This window comes from Providencia vermicola (assembly GCF_010748935.1).
Taxonomy (GTDB): Bacteria; Pseudomonadota; Gammaproteobacteria; order Enterobacterales; family Enterobacteriaceae; genus Providencia; species Providencia zhejiangensis.
The window spans coordinates 1,729,449-1,747,905 of sequence record NZ_CP048796.1 but is presented as its reverse complement, the minus strand read 5'-3'; the positions used below and the strand labels follow the sequence as shown (position 1 = coordinate 1,747,905).

The 18,457-nt window shown below is 42.0% G+C and carries 9 protein-coding genes; 2 read left to right on the top strand and 7 right to left on the bottom strand.

Annotated features, from left to right (window positions below):
- Nucleotides 1-48: 48 nt before the first annotated feature.
- Genes G3341_RS07695 through G3341_RS07685 form a run of 3 tightly spaced genes read right to left on the bottom strand, consistent with a single transcriptional unit; the run spans nucleotide 49 to nucleotide 13,687 of the window.
- Nucleotides 49-525 (bottom strand): hypothetical protein, encoded by a 477-nt coding sequence (locus G3341_RS07695; protein WP_154624158.1) that lies wholly within the window; start codon nucleotides 523-525, stop codon nucleotides 49-51.
- Entirely contained in the window at nucleotides 522-11,999 is an 11,478-nt protein-coding gene (locus tag G3341_RS07690) for a hemagglutinin repeat-containing protein (RefSeq protein WP_163861061.1), read from the bottom strand. Before G3341_RS07690 ends, G3341_RS07695 begins: the two co-directional genes overlap by 4 nt.
- 11 nt (nucleotides 12,000-12,010) lie before the next feature.
- Nucleotides 12,011-13,687, bottom strand: coding sequence for a ShlB/FhaC/HecB family hemolysin secretion/activation protein (locus G3341_RS07685; protein WP_154624813.1), 1,677 nt, complete (start codon nucleotides 13,685-13,687; stop codon nucleotides 12,011-12,013).
- 664 nt (nucleotides 13,688-14,351) lie between these two features.
- Between G3341_RS07685 and G3341_RS07680 the strand changes: the two genes are divergently transcribed.
- Nucleotides 14,352-14,894 (top strand): RNA 2'-phosphotransferase, encoded by a 543-nt coding sequence (locus G3341_RS07680; protein WP_163861059.1) that lies wholly within the window; start codon nucleotides 14,352-14,354, stop codon nucleotides 14,892-14,894.
- A 3-nt stretch (nucleotides 14,895-14,897) separates the two neighbouring features.
- Here the strand turns inward: G3341_RS07680 and G3341_RS07675 are convergent, their stop codons facing one another.
- Entirely contained in the window at nucleotides 14,898-15,194 is a 297-nt protein-coding gene (locus G3341_RS07675) for an SMI1/KNR4 family protein (protein WP_244316491.1), read from the bottom strand.
- A gap of 111 nt (nucleotides 15,195-15,305) precedes the next feature.
- Nucleotides 15,306-15,512, bottom strand: coding sequence for a hypothetical protein (locus G3341_RS07670; RefSeq protein ID WP_154624809.1), 207 nt, complete (start codon nucleotides 15,510-15,512; stop codon nucleotides 15,306-15,308).
- 262 nt (nucleotides 15,513-15,774) lie between these two features.
- On the opposite strand from G3341_RS07670, the gene G3341_RS07665 reads away from it, so the two are divergent.
- A complete protein-coding gene (locus G3341_RS07665; RefSeq protein ID WP_163861057.1) occupies nucleotides 15,775-16,113 on the top strand; it encodes a hypothetical protein in 339 nt (112 codons plus the stop codon).
- Between the two features lie 115 nt (nucleotides 16,114-16,228).
- Here the strand turns inward: G3341_RS07665 and G3341_RS07660 are convergent, their stop codons facing one another.
- Together G3341_RS07660 and G3341_RS07655 are read right to left on the bottom strand one after the other, a co-directional pair.
- Complete coding sequence (locus G3341_RS07660; protein WP_154624807.1) at nucleotides 16,229-16,831, bottom strand: DJ-1/PfpI family protein; 603 nt, start codon at nucleotides 16,829-16,831, stop codon at nucleotides 16,229-16,231.
- 293 nt (nucleotides 16,832-17,124) lie between these two features.
- Nucleotides 17,125-17,631 carry an AAA family ATPase gene (locus G3341_RS07655; protein WP_163861055.1) on the bottom strand — a complete coding sequence of 169 codons (507 nt, stop codon included), beginning with the start codon at nucleotides 17,629-17,631 and terminating at the stop codon, nucleotides 17,125-17,127.
- Nucleotides 17,632-18,457 lie beyond the last annotated feature (826 nt).

Sequence of the window (18,457 nt, the reverse complement as noted above, 5' to 3'; positions counted from 1 at the left end):
CACTATCGATACACATCAAAGGTAGTAGGTTTTAGAAATTAGAGCTCACTACCTATCTTTTTGATAAAAAGTTAGAGATGGCCCATAATCAGATTCTAAATTATGAAAATCTACTAAAAATTCTTTTGTTGGAAATGCTTTTTTAAGGGACATTTCCCAAGAACACTTCATAACTTGGCATAACTGCAAGAAAATTGAGTCAGATGTATTATCTAAATTGCCTGTGAATAGGTCATATAAGTGTACATGATTTAACATTTTTTCTATTGCAGAACGATTCGTTCCAAATTGTTTTTTCCACTCATTAAAGTTACTTTCTTCATACCTATCACTTAATAATATGCAACCATCTATATCAACGAACTCAGGTATCAATAATTTCACACTACAAAGTACATCTTCTGGATGACAACAATCACTAATATAGTCATTAATCGTCATATCGTTTGGAGAGCCCCAGTTATTTTTCCATAGTTCATAACGAGTTAAATCATATGGCTCTTCAATTAATATAATTTTTTTCATGGAATTTCATCCTCACGAACTGGTCGGGGTAACGCTTTAGTTGATGGAGACTGAACCCTTACTTGCCCATTAGGTAATACATTACGCCCATACTCTATAACATGAGGAGTCGAAACACCTCCGTGTGCAGCACCAGTGACATCAACCCGTTTCAAAATCATACCGTTAGAATCATAAGTCGCATAGCTTGTAATATTTCCTTGGTTATCAGCTCGATATACAGTACCGTTTTTAGGTCCATTCTCAATTTGGAACCTTCCACTTACTTGTTGAGCATTCTCTAATGGACCACCCGCAAGGTTAGTCGTATTTCGAGGGGGTCGTTGATGATTATTACCTGTATTTTGTGGAGACTGAGAACTACTTTCTGAGTCTTTTTGTTTACCACCTTTACTGCCCCCGCCCTTAATCCCAGCAACAGATATTCCAGCCCCCGGTACAGCGCCACCAATTCCAATATTTTCACCTGCTTCTTTAGCTATTAATGCACCTTTAGCTGTGACAGATAGTGAGTCATAAATCGCTTGGGCACTTTGTGCATTTTCCGCTTTCACAAAATTAACAAGTTGAGCGCGATCTTCACTGCTCAAATCATCAACAAGGGCAGACCATTTCAGGGCGTCAGCGACATCAATACCGCCATTTAAATCAGACCACGCAGCGATAGCAACAGATGAACTACCATCCTTAATTTCAGCAATGGTTTTATCTCTATTGTCCTCACTAATTTTACCGTATTTAGCATAAATCCTTTTTTTATCTGCGCCTGTTCTATCTGCTTCTTCAAGTTCTCTCATCATATCAACAACATTTTGAGAGCTCAGATAGTTATTCTCAACTGTGGTCTTCCCTGCTTGACCTGCATTTGCTGCACTCGATGTATCGCCACCCACTAAGCCACCCGCAATACCCGCCGCCAAACTCGCAAACGCACTCACTGTCGCTTTTTCGTCTTCAGTAAGCTGGCTAGCATCTTTGCCGTAAAGCTCTTTTGACAACATTCCCACCGCTTCGGCTGTCATGGCACCAAGCGATTGTGCTCCTGCATTTTCGCCTTTTGCCAGCGCTAATGCAACATTGACAATACCGTGTGCGGCAACTTTCGCTTTATCATCTTCGATGTGTTGACCTATATAGTTTGCAATATACGGCGCACTGGCATTCGCCACCGCTTTGCTCACATCACCATTGGCTAAACCTTGAACCAATGCTGTTCCTGCCTCGACGATGCGGCGATTGTCACCGCCCACGCCCCAACCGGATTGGTTGATTTCTGCCTGAATCGCCTCTTCACGTGCTTTGCCTGTCAACGTGGGATTATTTTTATTCACTTCTTTCGTCGCGTTAATGGTGGCTTCCGTCAATGCCACATCGGTAATTTGTTGGCCTATCTCACCAATTAACTGATTCTGCTCTATCCGTTTTTGCTCTTTCTCTTTATCAAAAATGCTATTGAGCTTTTCATGGGCATTATCCGTATCACGGCTTAAGTCATTGATATCTTGTTTCTGGCTATCCTTATCACGAATTGTAATCTCACCTTCAGATACCGCCGATTGGGTGGTGTTGCTGTCTTTACCTTTATTATTCACATTGGTTAGCAATGAACCCGCGGCATTGGTCATAAACTGGTCACCGACTGACGCGCCCCCCGAGCTAAAGCCACCACTTTGACTATCGACTTTATACTCGGCTTTATTTTTGATATCCCCAAAGCCCAGCGTGCCCGTATCCAACTTGTTCTTCTCAGCGTCCGCAGTGCTGCTAATCACCGCCCCATCGAGTTGCGTATGATTGCCAACGGTGATATCAAAGCCGCCTTTACCGGCACTAATACCCGTTTGTTTATCCACCGATTGATAATCGCTGTGCATCTCGGATTTATTAGCACTCACTGAAGCGCTGGTATTCAACACTGTTCCAATGCTGCCAGATACACTGCCACTTTGTTGCTTCGAATCATATTTGTCCGTCACCTGCTGACTAGATAGGGTCAAATCCCCACCCACATTGGCTTTCACGGTTTCACCGCTCACCTGCGCACCTGTCAGCGTGGTGTCTTTGCCGCTGTTGAGGGTCAGTTGTTTGCCCGCATTAACCTCTGTATCGGTATAGAACTGGCTATTGCCTTTCTCAAAGCCATTGCCTTTATTCACGCTCGCATTAACATTCCAACCGCCTGTACTAATACCCGCACCGATTGAACTGCCTTTACTTTCGTTCTTACCATCCACGGTTTGGGTGTTGGTAGCACTGGTCAGGTTGATATCATTTTTGGCGGTTAACGTGATATTTTTATCCGCATCCAGCTGACTGCCTTGTACCGTCAGGTTGCCTTGGCTGCCGGCTTTTTTGCCTGTGGCTGTAAGATTGATATTGTCCCCCGCACTTAAACTGCTACCTGATGCGGTATGTTGCTCTGTTTTCGTGGTGGATTTTGAAGAACTACTGCCGTAAGACACATTGACGCCAAAGGCATCTGCCGTACTACCGCCTTCTTTCAGACCCGCCAGCTCACCCGCTTGCTGAGCCTGAACACCTTGCAGACCCGCCTTCATCCCTTTAAGAGCCGCTAACTGCCCGTCATCTTCTTGTTTAGCCGATTTTGCGGTCTGTGCCATACCATCCAATAAACTACCCGCAGTTCCGCCTAACGACACAGTCAACCCGCTGGATTTGCTTTCTACCGTGGTGATATCGGTACGGCTGTTTTCGGCCGCTGTAATGTTCACATCACTACCCGTCACATTGATATCTTTCGCCGCAATCACATCACTGCCATGAATGTTTGCAGTGCCACCCGCTGTCAATGTAACATCGCCTGCCGTGCTACCAATCACGCTGCCTTTTTTCTGGTTGCTGTCAGTATCCGTAGTCACTTTTTGTGAGTTTGAACCCACTGTGAAACCAATGCCGCCAGTGCTCATTAGGCCTGACTTGGTTGTTTTCGACATATGTGTTTCATGGGACGCTTCATCAGAGGTGGTCACATTTAATTGATTTCCAGCAGTCACAGTGACATTGTTGGTTCCAAGTAAATTACTCCCTTCAATATTAACGTTGTTCCCTGCGGTCACTTTCACATTATCGCCGCTAAACGTACTACTGATAGCGGTACGTTCACTGACTTCATCATGGGTCTCTTTCGTTGTGCTGGATAAGAAACCTTTATCTGTATGTTTAGTGTGTTTCGCCGTGTCACGGGTTTCAATACCCGAAGTCATATTAATGTCACGCCCCACCTTTATCGCCAGCTCACCACCGCTGGTCACATTCGCTGCACGCGCAGACAAATCTTGCCCTGCCGATAAGGTTAAATCCCCTTGAGTTTGGATTTGCGTGCCGACTTCAGTGCTATTAGCGCCACGATAGTAATTGCTTGAATTATGCGTGTAATCAAATGCCGAGCTGACATCGCGAGTTTCTAAACTGATATCGCTCCCCGCAATTATGGAGGTTTTGCCATCAACGCCTAAATTGCCGATATCTGTGGCAATCAAGTTGATATCTTGTACCGCTTTCAGGGTAAGCTGACCATTATCACCCGTCACATAAATACTGGCAGGGCGGTCAAGCCATTGTGATTGACCATCTCCACGCTGTGCAGTTTCACTGAGAATATCGCGCCCCGCGGACAGCGAAACGCTATCTAATCCACGAATTTCCCCACCAACATTCTTAATGTCTTTTAGAGTATCAAGTTGTACATCTTTACCCTGAATGCGCCCGCTATTTTCGATATTTTCAGCACGTAAATCTGTCAGTTCGCGGCTACTGATTTCACCACTATTGAGGATGTTGCCTGTCATATTGGCAGAAACATTACGTCCCGCTAACAATGCACCATTACCGTTTAAGTCCCCTTGACGAGCTCGGACATACACCTGCGGAACACTGACCATTTCAACGTGGCCATCTGGCAACGTGACCTCTTTATTCACCATCCACACAATATCCGTGGTCAAATTCGCCATTTGTTCGGGTGATAATGCAATGCCCGGAGTCAGGTTAAATTGATGACCAAACGCAACACCATTAGTCAGTAATGCACGGTATTGTTCTTCATCACTATTGTAATGACCTAATAAGCGTTGCCCTGTCGTTTCAATCAATTGATCACGAACTAAACGTTGCTCATAGTAGCCATCACCTAAACGCTTATGCAGCTGCTCGTTGGTGACAATATCAATACTCGACAACCATTTTTTGTAGTTAGTGAAACGCGGGTCAGTTTCAATCAAAAATTGGCTATCACTACTCGGCGTTAGGTTAAAAAGGCTGTTATCAGGTAATTGAATGTTTGGCCCAACCGTTCTTATCACGGTATTTAGATTACCTTTACCCTGAGGCCCAGTTTCTGCGGTGACGTTTTCCCCTTTACCTGCATCCCTTTGCTCTTGAATATCCACTTCTTTACTGATATTTGCATCATCGACTTGCAGTGATGGGTCAACCGATTTGTCATCTTTGACATCAACCTTGCCTGAAATTGCAGGTAATTGTACCACTTCCATTTTCTGGCCTGGCCTCAGGTCTAATGGCGTGTTTTTGCTATTTTTTAACGCCTGCTCAGTAACTGTGGCACCTTGATTTTCTTGTTGATTAGCATCAGAAACGCGTTCTGCTTGCCCATTCAGTTGGTTCACTTTCACTGAATCGAGCTGCATTTTATTGATATTGCCCGCATTTTCGGTAACTTCTAATAAATGTAATGCTAAATCTTCTTCGCTATTGACCCCTTGGTATTTTGACGTGCTAGTACGCGTTTTCCATTTACCACCGCCTTTATAGCGATAAATCGTATTTCCATCTTCAAAGATACGGCGAACACCTTGTGCCTCTTCGTTATTTAGCTCATAGCCTGTTAAGATCAGGTTTTGCCCCGCAACAACGCGTGAATTTTCATTGTTCAGTTGTTGCCCATCTAGTGTTAAGTGCTTACCACTGGTGATTAGCGCCGCATCTCGTTTGATAATTTGGGTTTCATAAATGATACGGTCGTACTCATATTCATAGAAATTTTTAGTCCAATTACCATACTCAAACATCCGCCAGCGATTGGATTTTTCATAATGAATACCCACTTCCTTGTTCAGCGTGCCATCGTCATTAATCGCGTAACGTGTTTGGTTTCCATTACGCGGCTGAATTTTATAACGTCGCCCATTACCAAAGTCGTACCAGTCGAAATGTTCACGGCTTACTTCGACGGCATCGTCAGTCAGTTGCAAATGAATATCTTTATTTTCAAGAACATCCGTTTTTAGTGTGAGGTTACCGGCAGCCTCAATGTTAGCACTGTGGTTCTTCACACTTTTTGCATGACCTGTGGCTTTTAGCTGGTCGTTTAATTGGCTACCGAGGGTTAAATCACCATCACTGTAAATTAAGGCATGGTCACGATTTAACAGTTCAGAAACCGCAATATTGACTTCTTTACGTCCTGCAATCACCGCCGCTTTGTCCCTTTGCTTATCATTCACTAAGGAATTCACTGCGATGACAAGGAAATCACCGTAAATACGACCGGTTCCTAGGTTATCTAAAGAATTAGCAACAATGTGGGTTAATACACCGTCAATAAGCCCTGTATTCAATACCTGACCACTGGCTTTAATTCGAGTATTTTGTCCACTAATTTCGCCAGAAAGTGAGTTAATCACTGTCGTTGTAGATAAAGCCAGTTCGCCAAGGCTAGAAATTAACCCTTTATTGGTAACCCCTTGTGTAAAGTTAGCTGTTAGGTTTTCCCCTGCTTGAATACGCCCAGTATTTTCAAAGTGTTGGTTGAGTGCCAGCGATAACACTTTTTGTGCAATAAGCTTACCTTCACCCGTTAGTTGGTTCGCAGTAATAGTGGCATCGCCATTACTGACTATCACCCCTTGCTGGTTTGATACCGCTAAGGCTTTGCCTCTCGCATTATCGGTTATACTCAGTTTTGTCCCCGCAGATAGCATCCCTTGGGAGTTATTCAGGTTTTGTGCAATATTCGCTTCAATCGCTTGCCCTGCACGAACCGCCCCGCTTTGGTTATCTAAATGCGTGGTTCTGAGGCTAACACTTGCCCCCTCAAGGCCTTTACCTGCTTGAGATGTATTTTTGTTATCAATATATTTCGCAGAAATATCAAGGTGTTCATTGGCTTTGACCCAACCTTGTTGGTTTTCAATTTGCTGTTTTACTGCCAATTCAACATGATTGAGGCCTTGAATAACACCGCTATTATTATTGAGTTGTTGAGTCTTCACGTTCAGGTTTTGACCAGACAAAAGTTGCCCTTGCTGGTTTTCAATCCGTTGATGAATATCTAGCGTTGCGTTCCCCTGAGACTGAACAACCCCTTCAGCATTATCGAGATTTTTCCCTGTCACTTTTAACGAGGATTGGCTTAGTAATAACCCTTTTTGGTTCTCGATCTGCTCGGCATTCACGGTGAGTCCAAGTTTTCCTTGAACTACGCCTTGGATATTATTCAAATTCTCGGTATTCAGCTCAAGTTTGCCATTACTCGCTAATGTCCCTTGCTGATTTAGCAATGCCTGTTGCTGGGTATGAATATCCATCGACTGACCAGCAAAAATTTCTCCGTTCTGGTTTTCAACCCCTGTCGTGGTGAGTGATACCGCCCCAGCGCCTTGAATTTGCCCTTGGTGGTTAAGCAGTTTCCCACTGTCAATCGATAAGCCGCCCCCACTTAATAAACCGCCACTTTTTTGTGTATGGCTATTATTGAGCACCTCGCCATGGGTATTCAATGTCAATTGCTGGCCTGCTTGAAGTCGACCTTGTTGGTTATCGAGCGCTCCCGTATTTGCCGTTAAATTATTGACGGCAAGCATTTCTCCTTCCGTATTATCAAACCGATTTTTTTGGCTATCGAGCGAAATTTGATTTGCTTGTATTTGCCCTTGACGATTAATTAACTCGCCAACGGTCATCGCCAGGTTTTGGCTAGCAAAGATGCCTTGATCCGCTTTTTTAGCAAGATTAATCAGTTTCTGACCCTGTGTATCAATACTCACAGAGTGGCCTTTAATCATGCCTTCACGGTTATCCAATTGCTGCGTTGTCATTGAGAGCTCAGACTGGCTGCCCACCAAGCCTTGCTGATTGTTAACACCTTGGCTGTTCAGTTTAAGCGTGCTTTTCGCCACAATACGGCCTTGCTCATTATTGAGCTCCCCCGTTGTTAGGGTTAACCCACCTTGCGCATAAATGCCTTTATTGTCACCGCTTTGCGTGTTGTTTAGCTGCTCACCATGAGTATTAATCAGTATGTCACTACCAGATTGAATTGAGCCTTGTTGGTTGTCAATTTGGCCACTATTTAACACGAGTGTTTGCTTCGCTAACAACGAGCCTTGTGTATTATCAAATCGGTGGTGATGGGTATTAATATCAACGGTGTTAGCTTGTAGATACCCCAACTGGTTTTGTAGTGCTTGGTTGCGCATCTGCAACAATTGCTCTGCGGCGATTAACCCTGCTTGGTTATTGATACCCTTAGTCACATCCAGTTTTGCATCACCATGGCGAGCAACCAGTTTTCCTTGCTGGTTTTCGATATCACTGGCTGCTATGCTCAGTCCATTCTCACCAATGAGTGCCCCGTCTTGGTTCAATAATTCATGGGTTAAATCAACCTTAAGATGACCATTTTTTGCGGTGATGACTTGTCCATCACGATTGTCGAGACTGTTGGCGGTTAATGAGAAGTCGCCATTACTGCCTATTTCACCCGCTTGATTAATTAGCTTCCCTTGTAAGGTGATTTTCCCCGCTTTATCGCCAGTTTGTAATAACTTGCCCCCTTGGTGATCAAGGGTATTCGCCATGATTAAGATGTGTTCAGCTTGGGTGACAGCCTGATTTAGCGAGAGCGCTCCACCATCAATACTCAAAGTGTTAGCTGCCAATATTTCACCTTCATCACCCTCAAGTGATTGGCTATTTAAGGTGACATCCCCCATGCTGGCAATCACTTTACCAGTACGGTTAATTAATGATTGCGTTTCAACAAATACACCTTGGCGGCCGGTCAATGTCCCACCCGTGTTATCCAGTACTTGTTGAATTTGTAAATCAAGCTGACCCATTCTTGCACTGAATATTTTACCTTGCTGATTATCAAGGGCATGGGTTTTGATCAACCAAGAGCCGTTACCAATGATATCCCCTGCGTTATTGTTAATCTGTTGGGATACCTCAATAGTGCCTTGGTGTTCGCCCAGTTGGGTCATTGTCCCTTGCTGATGAGTTAAATTATTCGCTCGCAATTGGATATGTTGTGCTTGGGTATTGGCGGCTGTCAGGTCAATGTCTTTACCACTCAGTGATAAATCGCCTTGAGCAATGATTTCCCCGCGCTGCCCTTGCAAATCTTCAGTGGCAAGCTGCATATCCCCTTGTTTACTAATTGCTTTGCCGTCAATATTGCTGAATGACTGCGTGTTAAGGGTAAAATCCTGCTGCGCAAACAAGGTCCCTTGGGTGTTATCGACATGCTGCTTGGCATTTAGGATCAACGCCCCGACTTTAGCCGCGACCACAACGCCTTGTTGGTTGGAGAGTTTATCCACATTGACACTCAATGTGCCTTGGCTGCTAATATTCCCTGACTGGTTATCAAGGGTATCGGCGAGCTTGATTTGCCCTTTTTCACTGCCCGTTTGTAGCATTTTTCCACGTTGATGGGACAGGTTTTGCCCCTCAATTTGGATGTTGTCTGCCTGCGTCACCGCGTCATTGAGGTTGAGTTCCTCCCCCGTTAAGGCCAGTTTGCCTTTCGAGAGAATTTCCCCTTTTTCACCATCCAACTGCTTAAGTGTCAATTGGTTATCACCAAAACTGGCAATAATTTTACCGGATTGGTTAATTAAGCGTTCCGCAGCCAGCTGAATACCTTGATTACCTAATAATGTGCCTTGAGCGTTATTCAACGCCTGTTGGATACTCAACGTCACATGACCCAATTTGGCCGCAATAATCTTACCGTCTTGGTTATTTAGCTCGTTTGCGACAATATCAATTTGGCCATTGCTGGAAATTTCACCTTTCTGGTTATCAAATTGATTTTGAATATGTAAATCAGTTTTGCCTTCCCTTGTTTGCAGTAAGGTGGCCCCCTGATGGCTAAAGTTGTTGGATAAAATAGAAACTTGGCCTGCTTGCGTGAATCCTTGATTTAAGTTGATATCTGCGCTGTCTATACGCAATGTGTTTTGCGCAAAAATAGTGCCTTTTTCACCGTCTAAGCGATTTGCTGTTAATAAAGCGGCACCGGATAAACTGCTTATTTTACCTTGCTGATTGATCAGTTTATCCACGTTGAGCATCAGGGCCTTATCAGTTTGAATCACCCCACGCGTATTATTCAATTCGCCAGCAGACGTTAGGTCTAAACGATAGTTCGTGCTGGTGAGTAATTTACCGTCCGTATTGTTAACAGCGCCTGCCTGTATGTTCAAGTCACCTTTAGATGCGATACTTCCTTGGGTGTTATCCAATCCATTAACCACATTAAGCTTTAGTGTTTTATCGCCTGTCTGCAACATATTGCCTTGACGGTGAGATAACGCAGTGGCCTGTAAAGTAATTTGTTCTGCTTGTGTGGTACTTTGATCAAGATTGGTCGATTTGGCGGTTAGTCTCAATGTACCACTGGTCAGAATTTCCCCTTTCTGCCCATCTAACTTATCGGACTTGATGGTGAGGCCTTGCTTGCCTGATGTTAAAATCGTGCCTTGTTGGTTGTTCAGATTGTGGCTTTGAATATCGACTTTACCATCACGGCTTAATAGCTGCCCAGACTGGTTATTCAACTGCTGCGTCGTTATTAAAGTATCACCTGCAAGGTTGATTTCTCCCTGTTGGTTACTGAATACCTGAGTATTCAAGGTATTTTCAGAATTCCCTTTTTGAACTAATTTACCTTGCTGATTATCAATAAACTCAGGTGCTGTCAGAGTCAATTGATTGGCGACAACCTCTCCCTTTTGGTTATCAATCCCACGCTTAGCAGTCAATGTCGCATTGTTTGTTGCTAGTAAATGCGCCTCTTTAGTACGAATATCCGCAGCACTCGCCGTCAACGTGATATTCTTGGCTTGGGTATTGGAATGGGATAAATCTATGGCGCTGCCTGTTACCGTTAATTCGTCTTTAGCAAGGATATCCCCTTGTAACACAACCGCTTTATCACCGTTAACCCTTAACGAGCCCACTGAAGTCAGTTTGCCTTTACTATCAACCCCTGCCGCTAATAAAGCGCTATTATCACTGTTAACTTGCTCAGCACGCAGTGTTGCATCACGCCCAGCAACAATTTGGCCTTTATCGGTGTTAGTGATGGCCTGTTTTGCTTTAAGCTGAATATCGTTTTGTGCAAGTACAGTCCCTGAGTTGTTTATGCCTTGCTGGCTATTAAGGGCAATATTTTGGCTTGCGTTGATCACGCCAATATTGCCAATTTTACCGTCAGCCGATAGGGTAATATCACCGGCCTCTGCCCCAATATGCCCCGCATTACGCACGCCCACACCATGCTCTGTCCCCCGCATTTTGATGGTATTGACATACATGCCGCCTAAAGCGGCAACATCTAAAGCAAATTCAGGCTTATCATCGGTGGAGGAATTATCTGTTGTCTTGAGAATGGTTTTTCCATCCGCTGCAACGGTATTTTTTCCCGTTGTAATCGCTAAATCTTTAGCATGCAATTTGGCATTAATATTCACTGAACGGGCTATCAGAGCGGTGTAGTTAGTTCCATTGCCATTGTAACCTTGCCCAACAATATTGATGCTGCCTTTATCAACTTCAAACCCTTTGATTTTGCCATTCTCTATCAGCGTTTTACCCGCAGAAAGTAAGGCTTTATCCGCGTTGATGAAGCCACAACCGTTACAGGTGATCCCCGCTGGGTTGGCAATGATCACATCCGCCTTTTTCCCAGCCACTTCAATAAAGCCATTGAGCTGACTTGGGTCGCGACTATTCACCTCATTGAGAATAATTTTGGCTTCCCCTTTGGCGAGCCAATCATTACCTTGAATAATACCGCCCAATTGTGTGTTCGTGTTGGTACTGCTGTTGTTAAGGATAGCCCCTTTCTGATCAACATCGAACTGGCTGTATTGGTTGCGAGAAACCCCATCACGGTTGGGTGCTTGAATATTGACTTGGGGTAAACCATTTTGTGTATTCACAATCGTGGGTTGTTGGTTACCCGGAGCCTTACCATCGGCAACTATAGTCGAGGCTGAAACGTTAAAGCTCACCATGCCTAATGTGAACCATAAGGAAGTTACTATCGGTTTAACTGACCAGCGCACCTGACATCTTGTTGTTTTCTCGACGCGATTGTTATTCGAACCCGCTGGCCCCGCACGATGGCTGCGCGTAATATCGGAAACCACCATCACCATTTGGCGCGCGGCATTAAAAATGAGGCGATAAAATAACTTGTTCATCCTGAGCGTCCTTAATAATTCCAGTTTACAGAGAAAGCAAAAGTAGCAGGATCGGTTCTAAAACCATCCGGTTTAGAGAAAGGCGTACCGAGTGATAAGTCATAGCTCAAATTAGCTGGATTAATCGCTCCGCGTAAACCGACAACACCACCAGCAAGATGAGTCCCTAAATTCATGTCTGCCCAGCGCCCACTGATTTTGCCGTAGTCTGCACCAACATAGAGCTCTTGAGCTGAGATAGGGAGTGCCCATGACAAGGTATTGCGAAGTGTCCACCCCTCATCGGCACTGAGAGTACGCTCGCCATCGAACCCTCGCACCGTCCAGCGGTTACCAATACTGAATTGATCTTGAGGCGTTAATGGTCTGTCACTGATCTGACGTGAGTATTGTGTGTCGAAACGCAAAGACTGTTCTGCCAAAGTAAAAGGTATGCTCGCCGATGCATGAAACTGCATCACAATCGCTAGCGCTGTCGCGTAATCTTGGGAATCTTTACGACGAAATTCTTCAAACGCTGGCATGGCCCCAAACCAACGTGTGCCATGTTGATAACTTGCACCCAAGTTAATGGTTGATTGCCCTATATATTGGCGATGGTTTAGCCCTAACTTCCACGCCGTCGTTCGACGTTTTTGGTTGCCAATTTCAGTTTCACCCACAAAGTTGCGCGTCTCACGTAAATTAACATCATAGGTCGCGGTGGTTTTCGCTGTGGCATCACGGTAAAGTACATTACTCAGTTGCAAATTCAGGCTTTTACTTTTACCGCGATATTTTATATCGCTGTTCGCACCCGCGATAGTTTGGGTATATTCATAATCACTCGCGGTGGTAGCAAACTGCCAATAACCAAACGGTACCGAGTAGTGTGCACTGTAGTTAGTGGTGTCTTTATCACTGGAGAAGCTTAAATCGCGTGTGGCGGTAAGGTAAAAAAGATCACTGAGTGATGTTGGATTATCCAATGCTATCATCACACCCGCTTGATTTTTACCCGTACTTTTTGAACCTGTATTGTCAACCCAAGCTCCCGCATGCCAATAACGTGATTGTTCGCGCTTAATCACAATTTGGGTTTCACCCGGACCATCACCTGGCACCATTTCCATTGAAGCTTGTACGGTTGGTAGGCGCTGTAGATTTTCGAGGCCTTGCTCAATATCTCGCAAATCCAATAAATTACCTGAATGGGCTGGCATTGCAGTATATAGCGTGCTGTATTGTGATGAATCATCGGTAAAAACAACTTTTTGTACTTTACCTGGCATGACAACTAACCGGAGAACACCCGTTGATAAATCTTGCTCAGGAACCAGCACCCGACTGGTAATCCAACCATGGCTAATCAACCTATTTTGCATATCCGTCACTAAATGGTTAATCCCTTGCACACCGATGCAATGCCCGACGGCTTGATTTGCTAAGCGCTGAACGGGTACCCAATGAGGTAAGGCCTCTTGTCCACTAACAACAACCTGTTCGATTAAAAAACATGGTGTTTCATTTGGAAATTGCAATTGGCTTTTTGCAATGGGCACAGACAAGCTCACATTCGGGGCTTTAGCATCAAATTGTTGTTGCTGTGCTTGTTGTTGCTGAGTTTGTTGCTGAAACAACGTATCGGTATTCTCAGGTCGAAGCATGGAGGCACTTGCTAGTAAAGGCGATAATGCCATAACCGACATAAAGCTATACAAATAGGTGAGTGTGGATTTTAATTGCATTACGTGTATTTGTTGTTTTGACTAAGTTAAATATCAAGACAAAAAATGACATAATTTTACATAAATAACAATTAGACATATCTCATTTTTTAACAAATCTTGAAGTTGGTAACCAGTACGATTCTGTTCCATAAACCCACACGATGTTTTTCGCCGTAACGAAAAATACCAGGTGCGACTTCAAAATCCATATAAATGCATTTAGGAGCTAAATTGAAACTCATGAGTTAACAAAAAATATCCTTTATTATCAATAAGGTTAATAGTTAAATTCGAAACCTGTAGGGTTATGGTGAGCTAAACCAAGCTATTCCCACTTAAACAAAAACCTCATCAAGCCAATCTCAGTAACTCTTCATGCTATACCAAACGAAACACAGCTAAATTGACATAACCTATTTTTAAGAGAGAGTATTGGTGGTACCCTCATTCGCCAAGCCGGACAGTTGATTATGCAGCTGGCTGAGGGGGAAAGAAGAGACTAAGGAAAGCCTAGTGTGGGGCTAAGATCTCTTTTTAGTTCACCATTGATCATATTTATAAAATGTTGGTGGAACTGAACCTAGTCCAATGGTGTTCACCACTATCTATTTCACAGTGTCCGACGTTGCTTGAGGCTATTATTGTGAGTAAAAACAACACAAATATCAGTAAGTTTTTAAGTTATATATTACGTCACCAACCAGAGACCATTGGCCTATCTTTAGATAAAGAAGGGTGGGCAGTCATAGATGATCTTATCCTTTGTTCTGCTAAAAAAGGATATGTGCTCGATTATACTCTTATTCGTAATATCGTTGATAATAATGATAAAAAGCGCTTTACAATCTCAGATGATGGATTACGTCTTAGAGCCTCACAAGGGCATTCCTCGCAACAAGTGAATATTGATTATAAAGAAAAAGTCCCTCCACGCTTTTTATACCATGGAACAACTAAACGATTTTTACCAACAATCAGAGAACAAGGTTTATTCCCTATGTCACGACAGTATGTTCATCTTTCATTAGATGAACATACTGCAATTTTGGTAGGGCAACGTCATGGAAAACCAGTGCTACTAAAAATAAGAGCTCTACACATGTACGAACAGGGCTTTAAATTCTATCAGGCTGATAATGGCGTCTGGTTATCTGAACAAGTACCTCCTGAATTTATTCAAGAATAGTGACTATTCATCATTTGCCAGCTCTGCTTTATAGCGTTCTGAGTCGAGACGAGCTATTTTCAGCCATTCAGTAAAGTTATCTGTGTATCCCCTATCTTCCCAGCCTGCCGAGGCGAAGGCATGAACATAGAATACTTTTGGGTCTCCTGATGTATTGTCACCGTCAAAACAAACAATATCATCTGAGTAACTCCAGTTAGCAAAAGGAATTAGTCGCCTTTCTGGATAGAGTTCTCTGACTTTCTCACACCAAAAATCAACATAATGTGAAGAGTAATAAAACAGCCACCACGGTTCCAAGTTCTCTAATTCCGTTCTTGATACATAATTGATAAAGCTTTCAGGGAAAAAAATCCTGAGTATAAATAATTTTGGTACATCATAGTTCTATCAATCATTTACCTTTACCTGTTATTCCTGGTGAATCATTTGACCATAAGGATTATTTTCACTGAATCTATCGCTTTGATTGCTAACTCTTCCAGTGATAGCTTCACCCCATGTTGTTGTAGAGCCTAAGCGACCAGAATCAAACATATCTTTTGGTAATAGATCATTGAAGTTTCTAACATTAGCTTCAACTTTAATACCAGTACCTCTAGCAGCTTTTAAATACATTTGTAAGCTCTCTTCTCTTTTTCATCTTTAAATTACTGAGTAGTTCATGCTGACTCCTCAACTACTTTATATGCTCGCTATACGCAAGGGGCTAGCAATGAATCTAGCAACTGTTATGACTATTAAGTTTTGCACCTATGATATTAAAATGCCACCATGATGAACGTTGTGATTAATTATTTTCTACAATAAAAAAACCTCACTAGGTGAGTGTTATTAATATATCATTATCTAAAATGTAAATTGAACAAGGGCCTCGCCGATGCGCAATAAACACATTGACCAAAGCTATATGGAAAAATTTCTCAGAATACAGAGCGAGGTGATAACCCCTTATTTAAGACAAATCATGCACCCAGCCGAATTAAAGTCAATATTCTGTATTTATGAAATGATTGAGCAATGTGAGAATATATATACCTATCTAGTTAACGGTAATACGGTTGTTATATTTGAAATCTCTCGCGTAGATCAGTCTATAACTCATGATCGAACTGTGTCTATTCGTGATTACGCTCAAGAATCAAAAGGGAGACAATGGAATAGATACGTTAGAGAGTTACAGGCATTTTCTGAGCGAGAAGATTCACAAGTGAAATAAAAAAGGCCACACAATGGTCTGTACCCTTTACGTTAAATTAAAAGCATCCAACTTTTTGGGGCAAATCAAATGCGCCCTATTCTATATTTTAAATACTCACAAACGTAAAATGACACTATATTTTGGCTTCTGCGATCGCATCTACAATCATTTTTTCATATAACTCGTGTTGGTTTGCGGGGAGTATCTGGCGATGCATTTCTCGGCGTTTATTACTATCAAAAAGCTTTTCTGCAATCCATCCCGTTAAATATAATGCCGATAAACAACCACCAGCAGTACCAATATTACCACGAATAACAAGAGGCTTATCTTCAACATCTGCCCCCATGCTTATCAATGCATTTTTTGCATCTGGGTGTGTCGTCGCTTGGGTATTATCCAATAGGCCAAGTTGATGCAAAATAAAGGAACCTGCACAAATAGAACCAATAATTTGTCGCTGACTATCAAGCTTAAAAGATCGCATAAAATCTTCATCTGCAAGGGCATTAGGAATACCTTGCTGGCCACTACTAAATAAAACAACATCAGCTTGATTTGCTAATGAGACATGTCCATCCGTGTCGACTTTTTGCCCAAGCGTCGAGGTGTGATAAGGCTTGGTTCCCAAAACGCTGACATTCCAGTCCTCACGACAACGACCAAAAATATCCCGCATCAAAAAATAATCAATATCCGTAAACTCATCGAAAATAACAATCGCGACATTAAACATTCTGACCTCTTACTCAATAATTACCTATTTCCATAATAATATTTTATGTCGCAAAAAAAAGTGGATGCTAAAAGTAGAGCATTTTTGGATACGCTGATATTCATTTCCTTTTTATGACGAATATTCAGAATAACCAAGCATGTGCTCTAGACTCGCATAACGCATCCTAATTCACACTGTACACTAATACATACGTTATGTGATTATACGGAAATACTAAAGAGTTGAGCTTGTAAGGAGCACTTAAAGGTTACTATTTGCAACATAGGAAATGACATTACTCCCCTTTCATACTATGCAGTTTCAATGAAATGTTTGTTGATTGCCAGTGAGCACTGGTTGATATCATTCACTTCAACCACTTTTTGAAGTAGTGATTGATTTGAATTAAAAAAGATATCTAGCTTGTTATCAAATTTCTTTGCAAAACGAAGCAATTCAATTGTGTTTAGCAACGTTTCCTTAGGTTTTTGTCTTGCGATTCTTGCTAATAGAAACCGCTTTATTATTCTGAACGCACATACCCTATATGGGGTCTTTAATCTGATAATCAAAGAACACTCTTCAAAGAATGGAGTCATTCGCCGGTCATAAGCCCCTTCAACTATCCAACCTCCTTGAGATTTTATGTCAGAAATCAGTGAATTCATCACTTCCTGAGTATTCTTAATGTATTCTCCGTTGCTTTTATCCCAGTACACATCATCATACGCATATGCGGGTGTATTAAATTTAATTGATAATTTTTTAGCTAATGTTGTTTTACCTGCACCGGAAATACCAATAATACAAACCTTCACTAAAACCTCACTAACTCATAGTAAATCACAAAACAACAAAGCCTATCTAAGAGCTCGTTATATCCATTTAACTAAAAAGATATAAATTACCTTACAACGTTCGGATGTTTCTTGCTGCTAACTGAATTGACATTTTGAATGGTGAATAAAATTAACCATAATTAATATCTTCTAGTCTAAATAACCTATATCTATTTTTCATGATTCATTAGCTAAGTAACATCAATACAAATCTTCTATCTCTAGAAGAGATATCCTTTGTATCTGGTAGCTACTGTACAACCTCTTATTCTATTTCCTTAGATAAATGGAGAGTGACAACTATCCATATTAAACCAACATAATCGATAAATCAAAAATGCTATTGTCGCCAAATATAAAAGAAATACTTATAGTATCGGTACCCTCTATATCTAAAAAGAACACATTCTATTTCATGACAAAACTCACCAAATCCAGATGTGTTTCACACAAAGTATGAGCAATACCGTGTATTCACTCAAAATAGGATAATTCTTGAATTCACTATTTTACCCTATTAATGTCAATAAAATAACCATAAATTATCCTTTTATGAAGATAACCCTCCACATGATGATTTATTTATATTGAGTTTCACTTAATAATAATTTAGATTAAGTCACAAAATTTGTGATTGGTAAAATTGGGAATTTACACCTTTAACGAATAAACTGTTGAGTCATATTTAGCTTACTGTGTTTTATACTGAAAATTCATTACCACTATTATTTTCATCTAAATATACATCACTATGCGTTATATCTCATTAGTTTCAACCTAATTGTCTGCGTGTAAGTTACTTTTT

Coding starts and splice junctions, on each gene's coding strand:
- G3341_RS07695 (WP_154624158.1), bottom strand. CDS start 525: ATGAAAAAAATTATATTAATTGAAGAGCCATATGATTTAACTCGTTAT.
- G3341_RS07690 (WP_163861061.1), bottom strand. CDS start 11,999: ATGAACAAGTTATTTTATCGCCTCATTTTTAATGCCGCGCGCCAAATG.
- G3341_RS07685 (WP_154624813.1), bottom strand. CDS start 13,687: ATGTCGGTTATGGCATTATCGCCTTTACTAGCAAGTGCCTCCATGCTT.
- G3341_RS07670 (WP_154624809.1), bottom strand. CDS start 15,512: ATGTATTTAAAAGCTGCTAGAGGTACTGGTATTAAAGTTGAAGCTAAT.
- G3341_RS07665 (WP_163861057.1), top strand. CDS start 15,775: ATGCGCAATAAACACATTGACCAAAGCTATATGGAAAAATTTCTCAGA.
- G3341_RS07660 (WP_154624807.1), bottom strand. CDS start 16,831: ATGTTTAATGTCGCGATTGTTATTTTCGATGAGTTTACGGATATTGAT.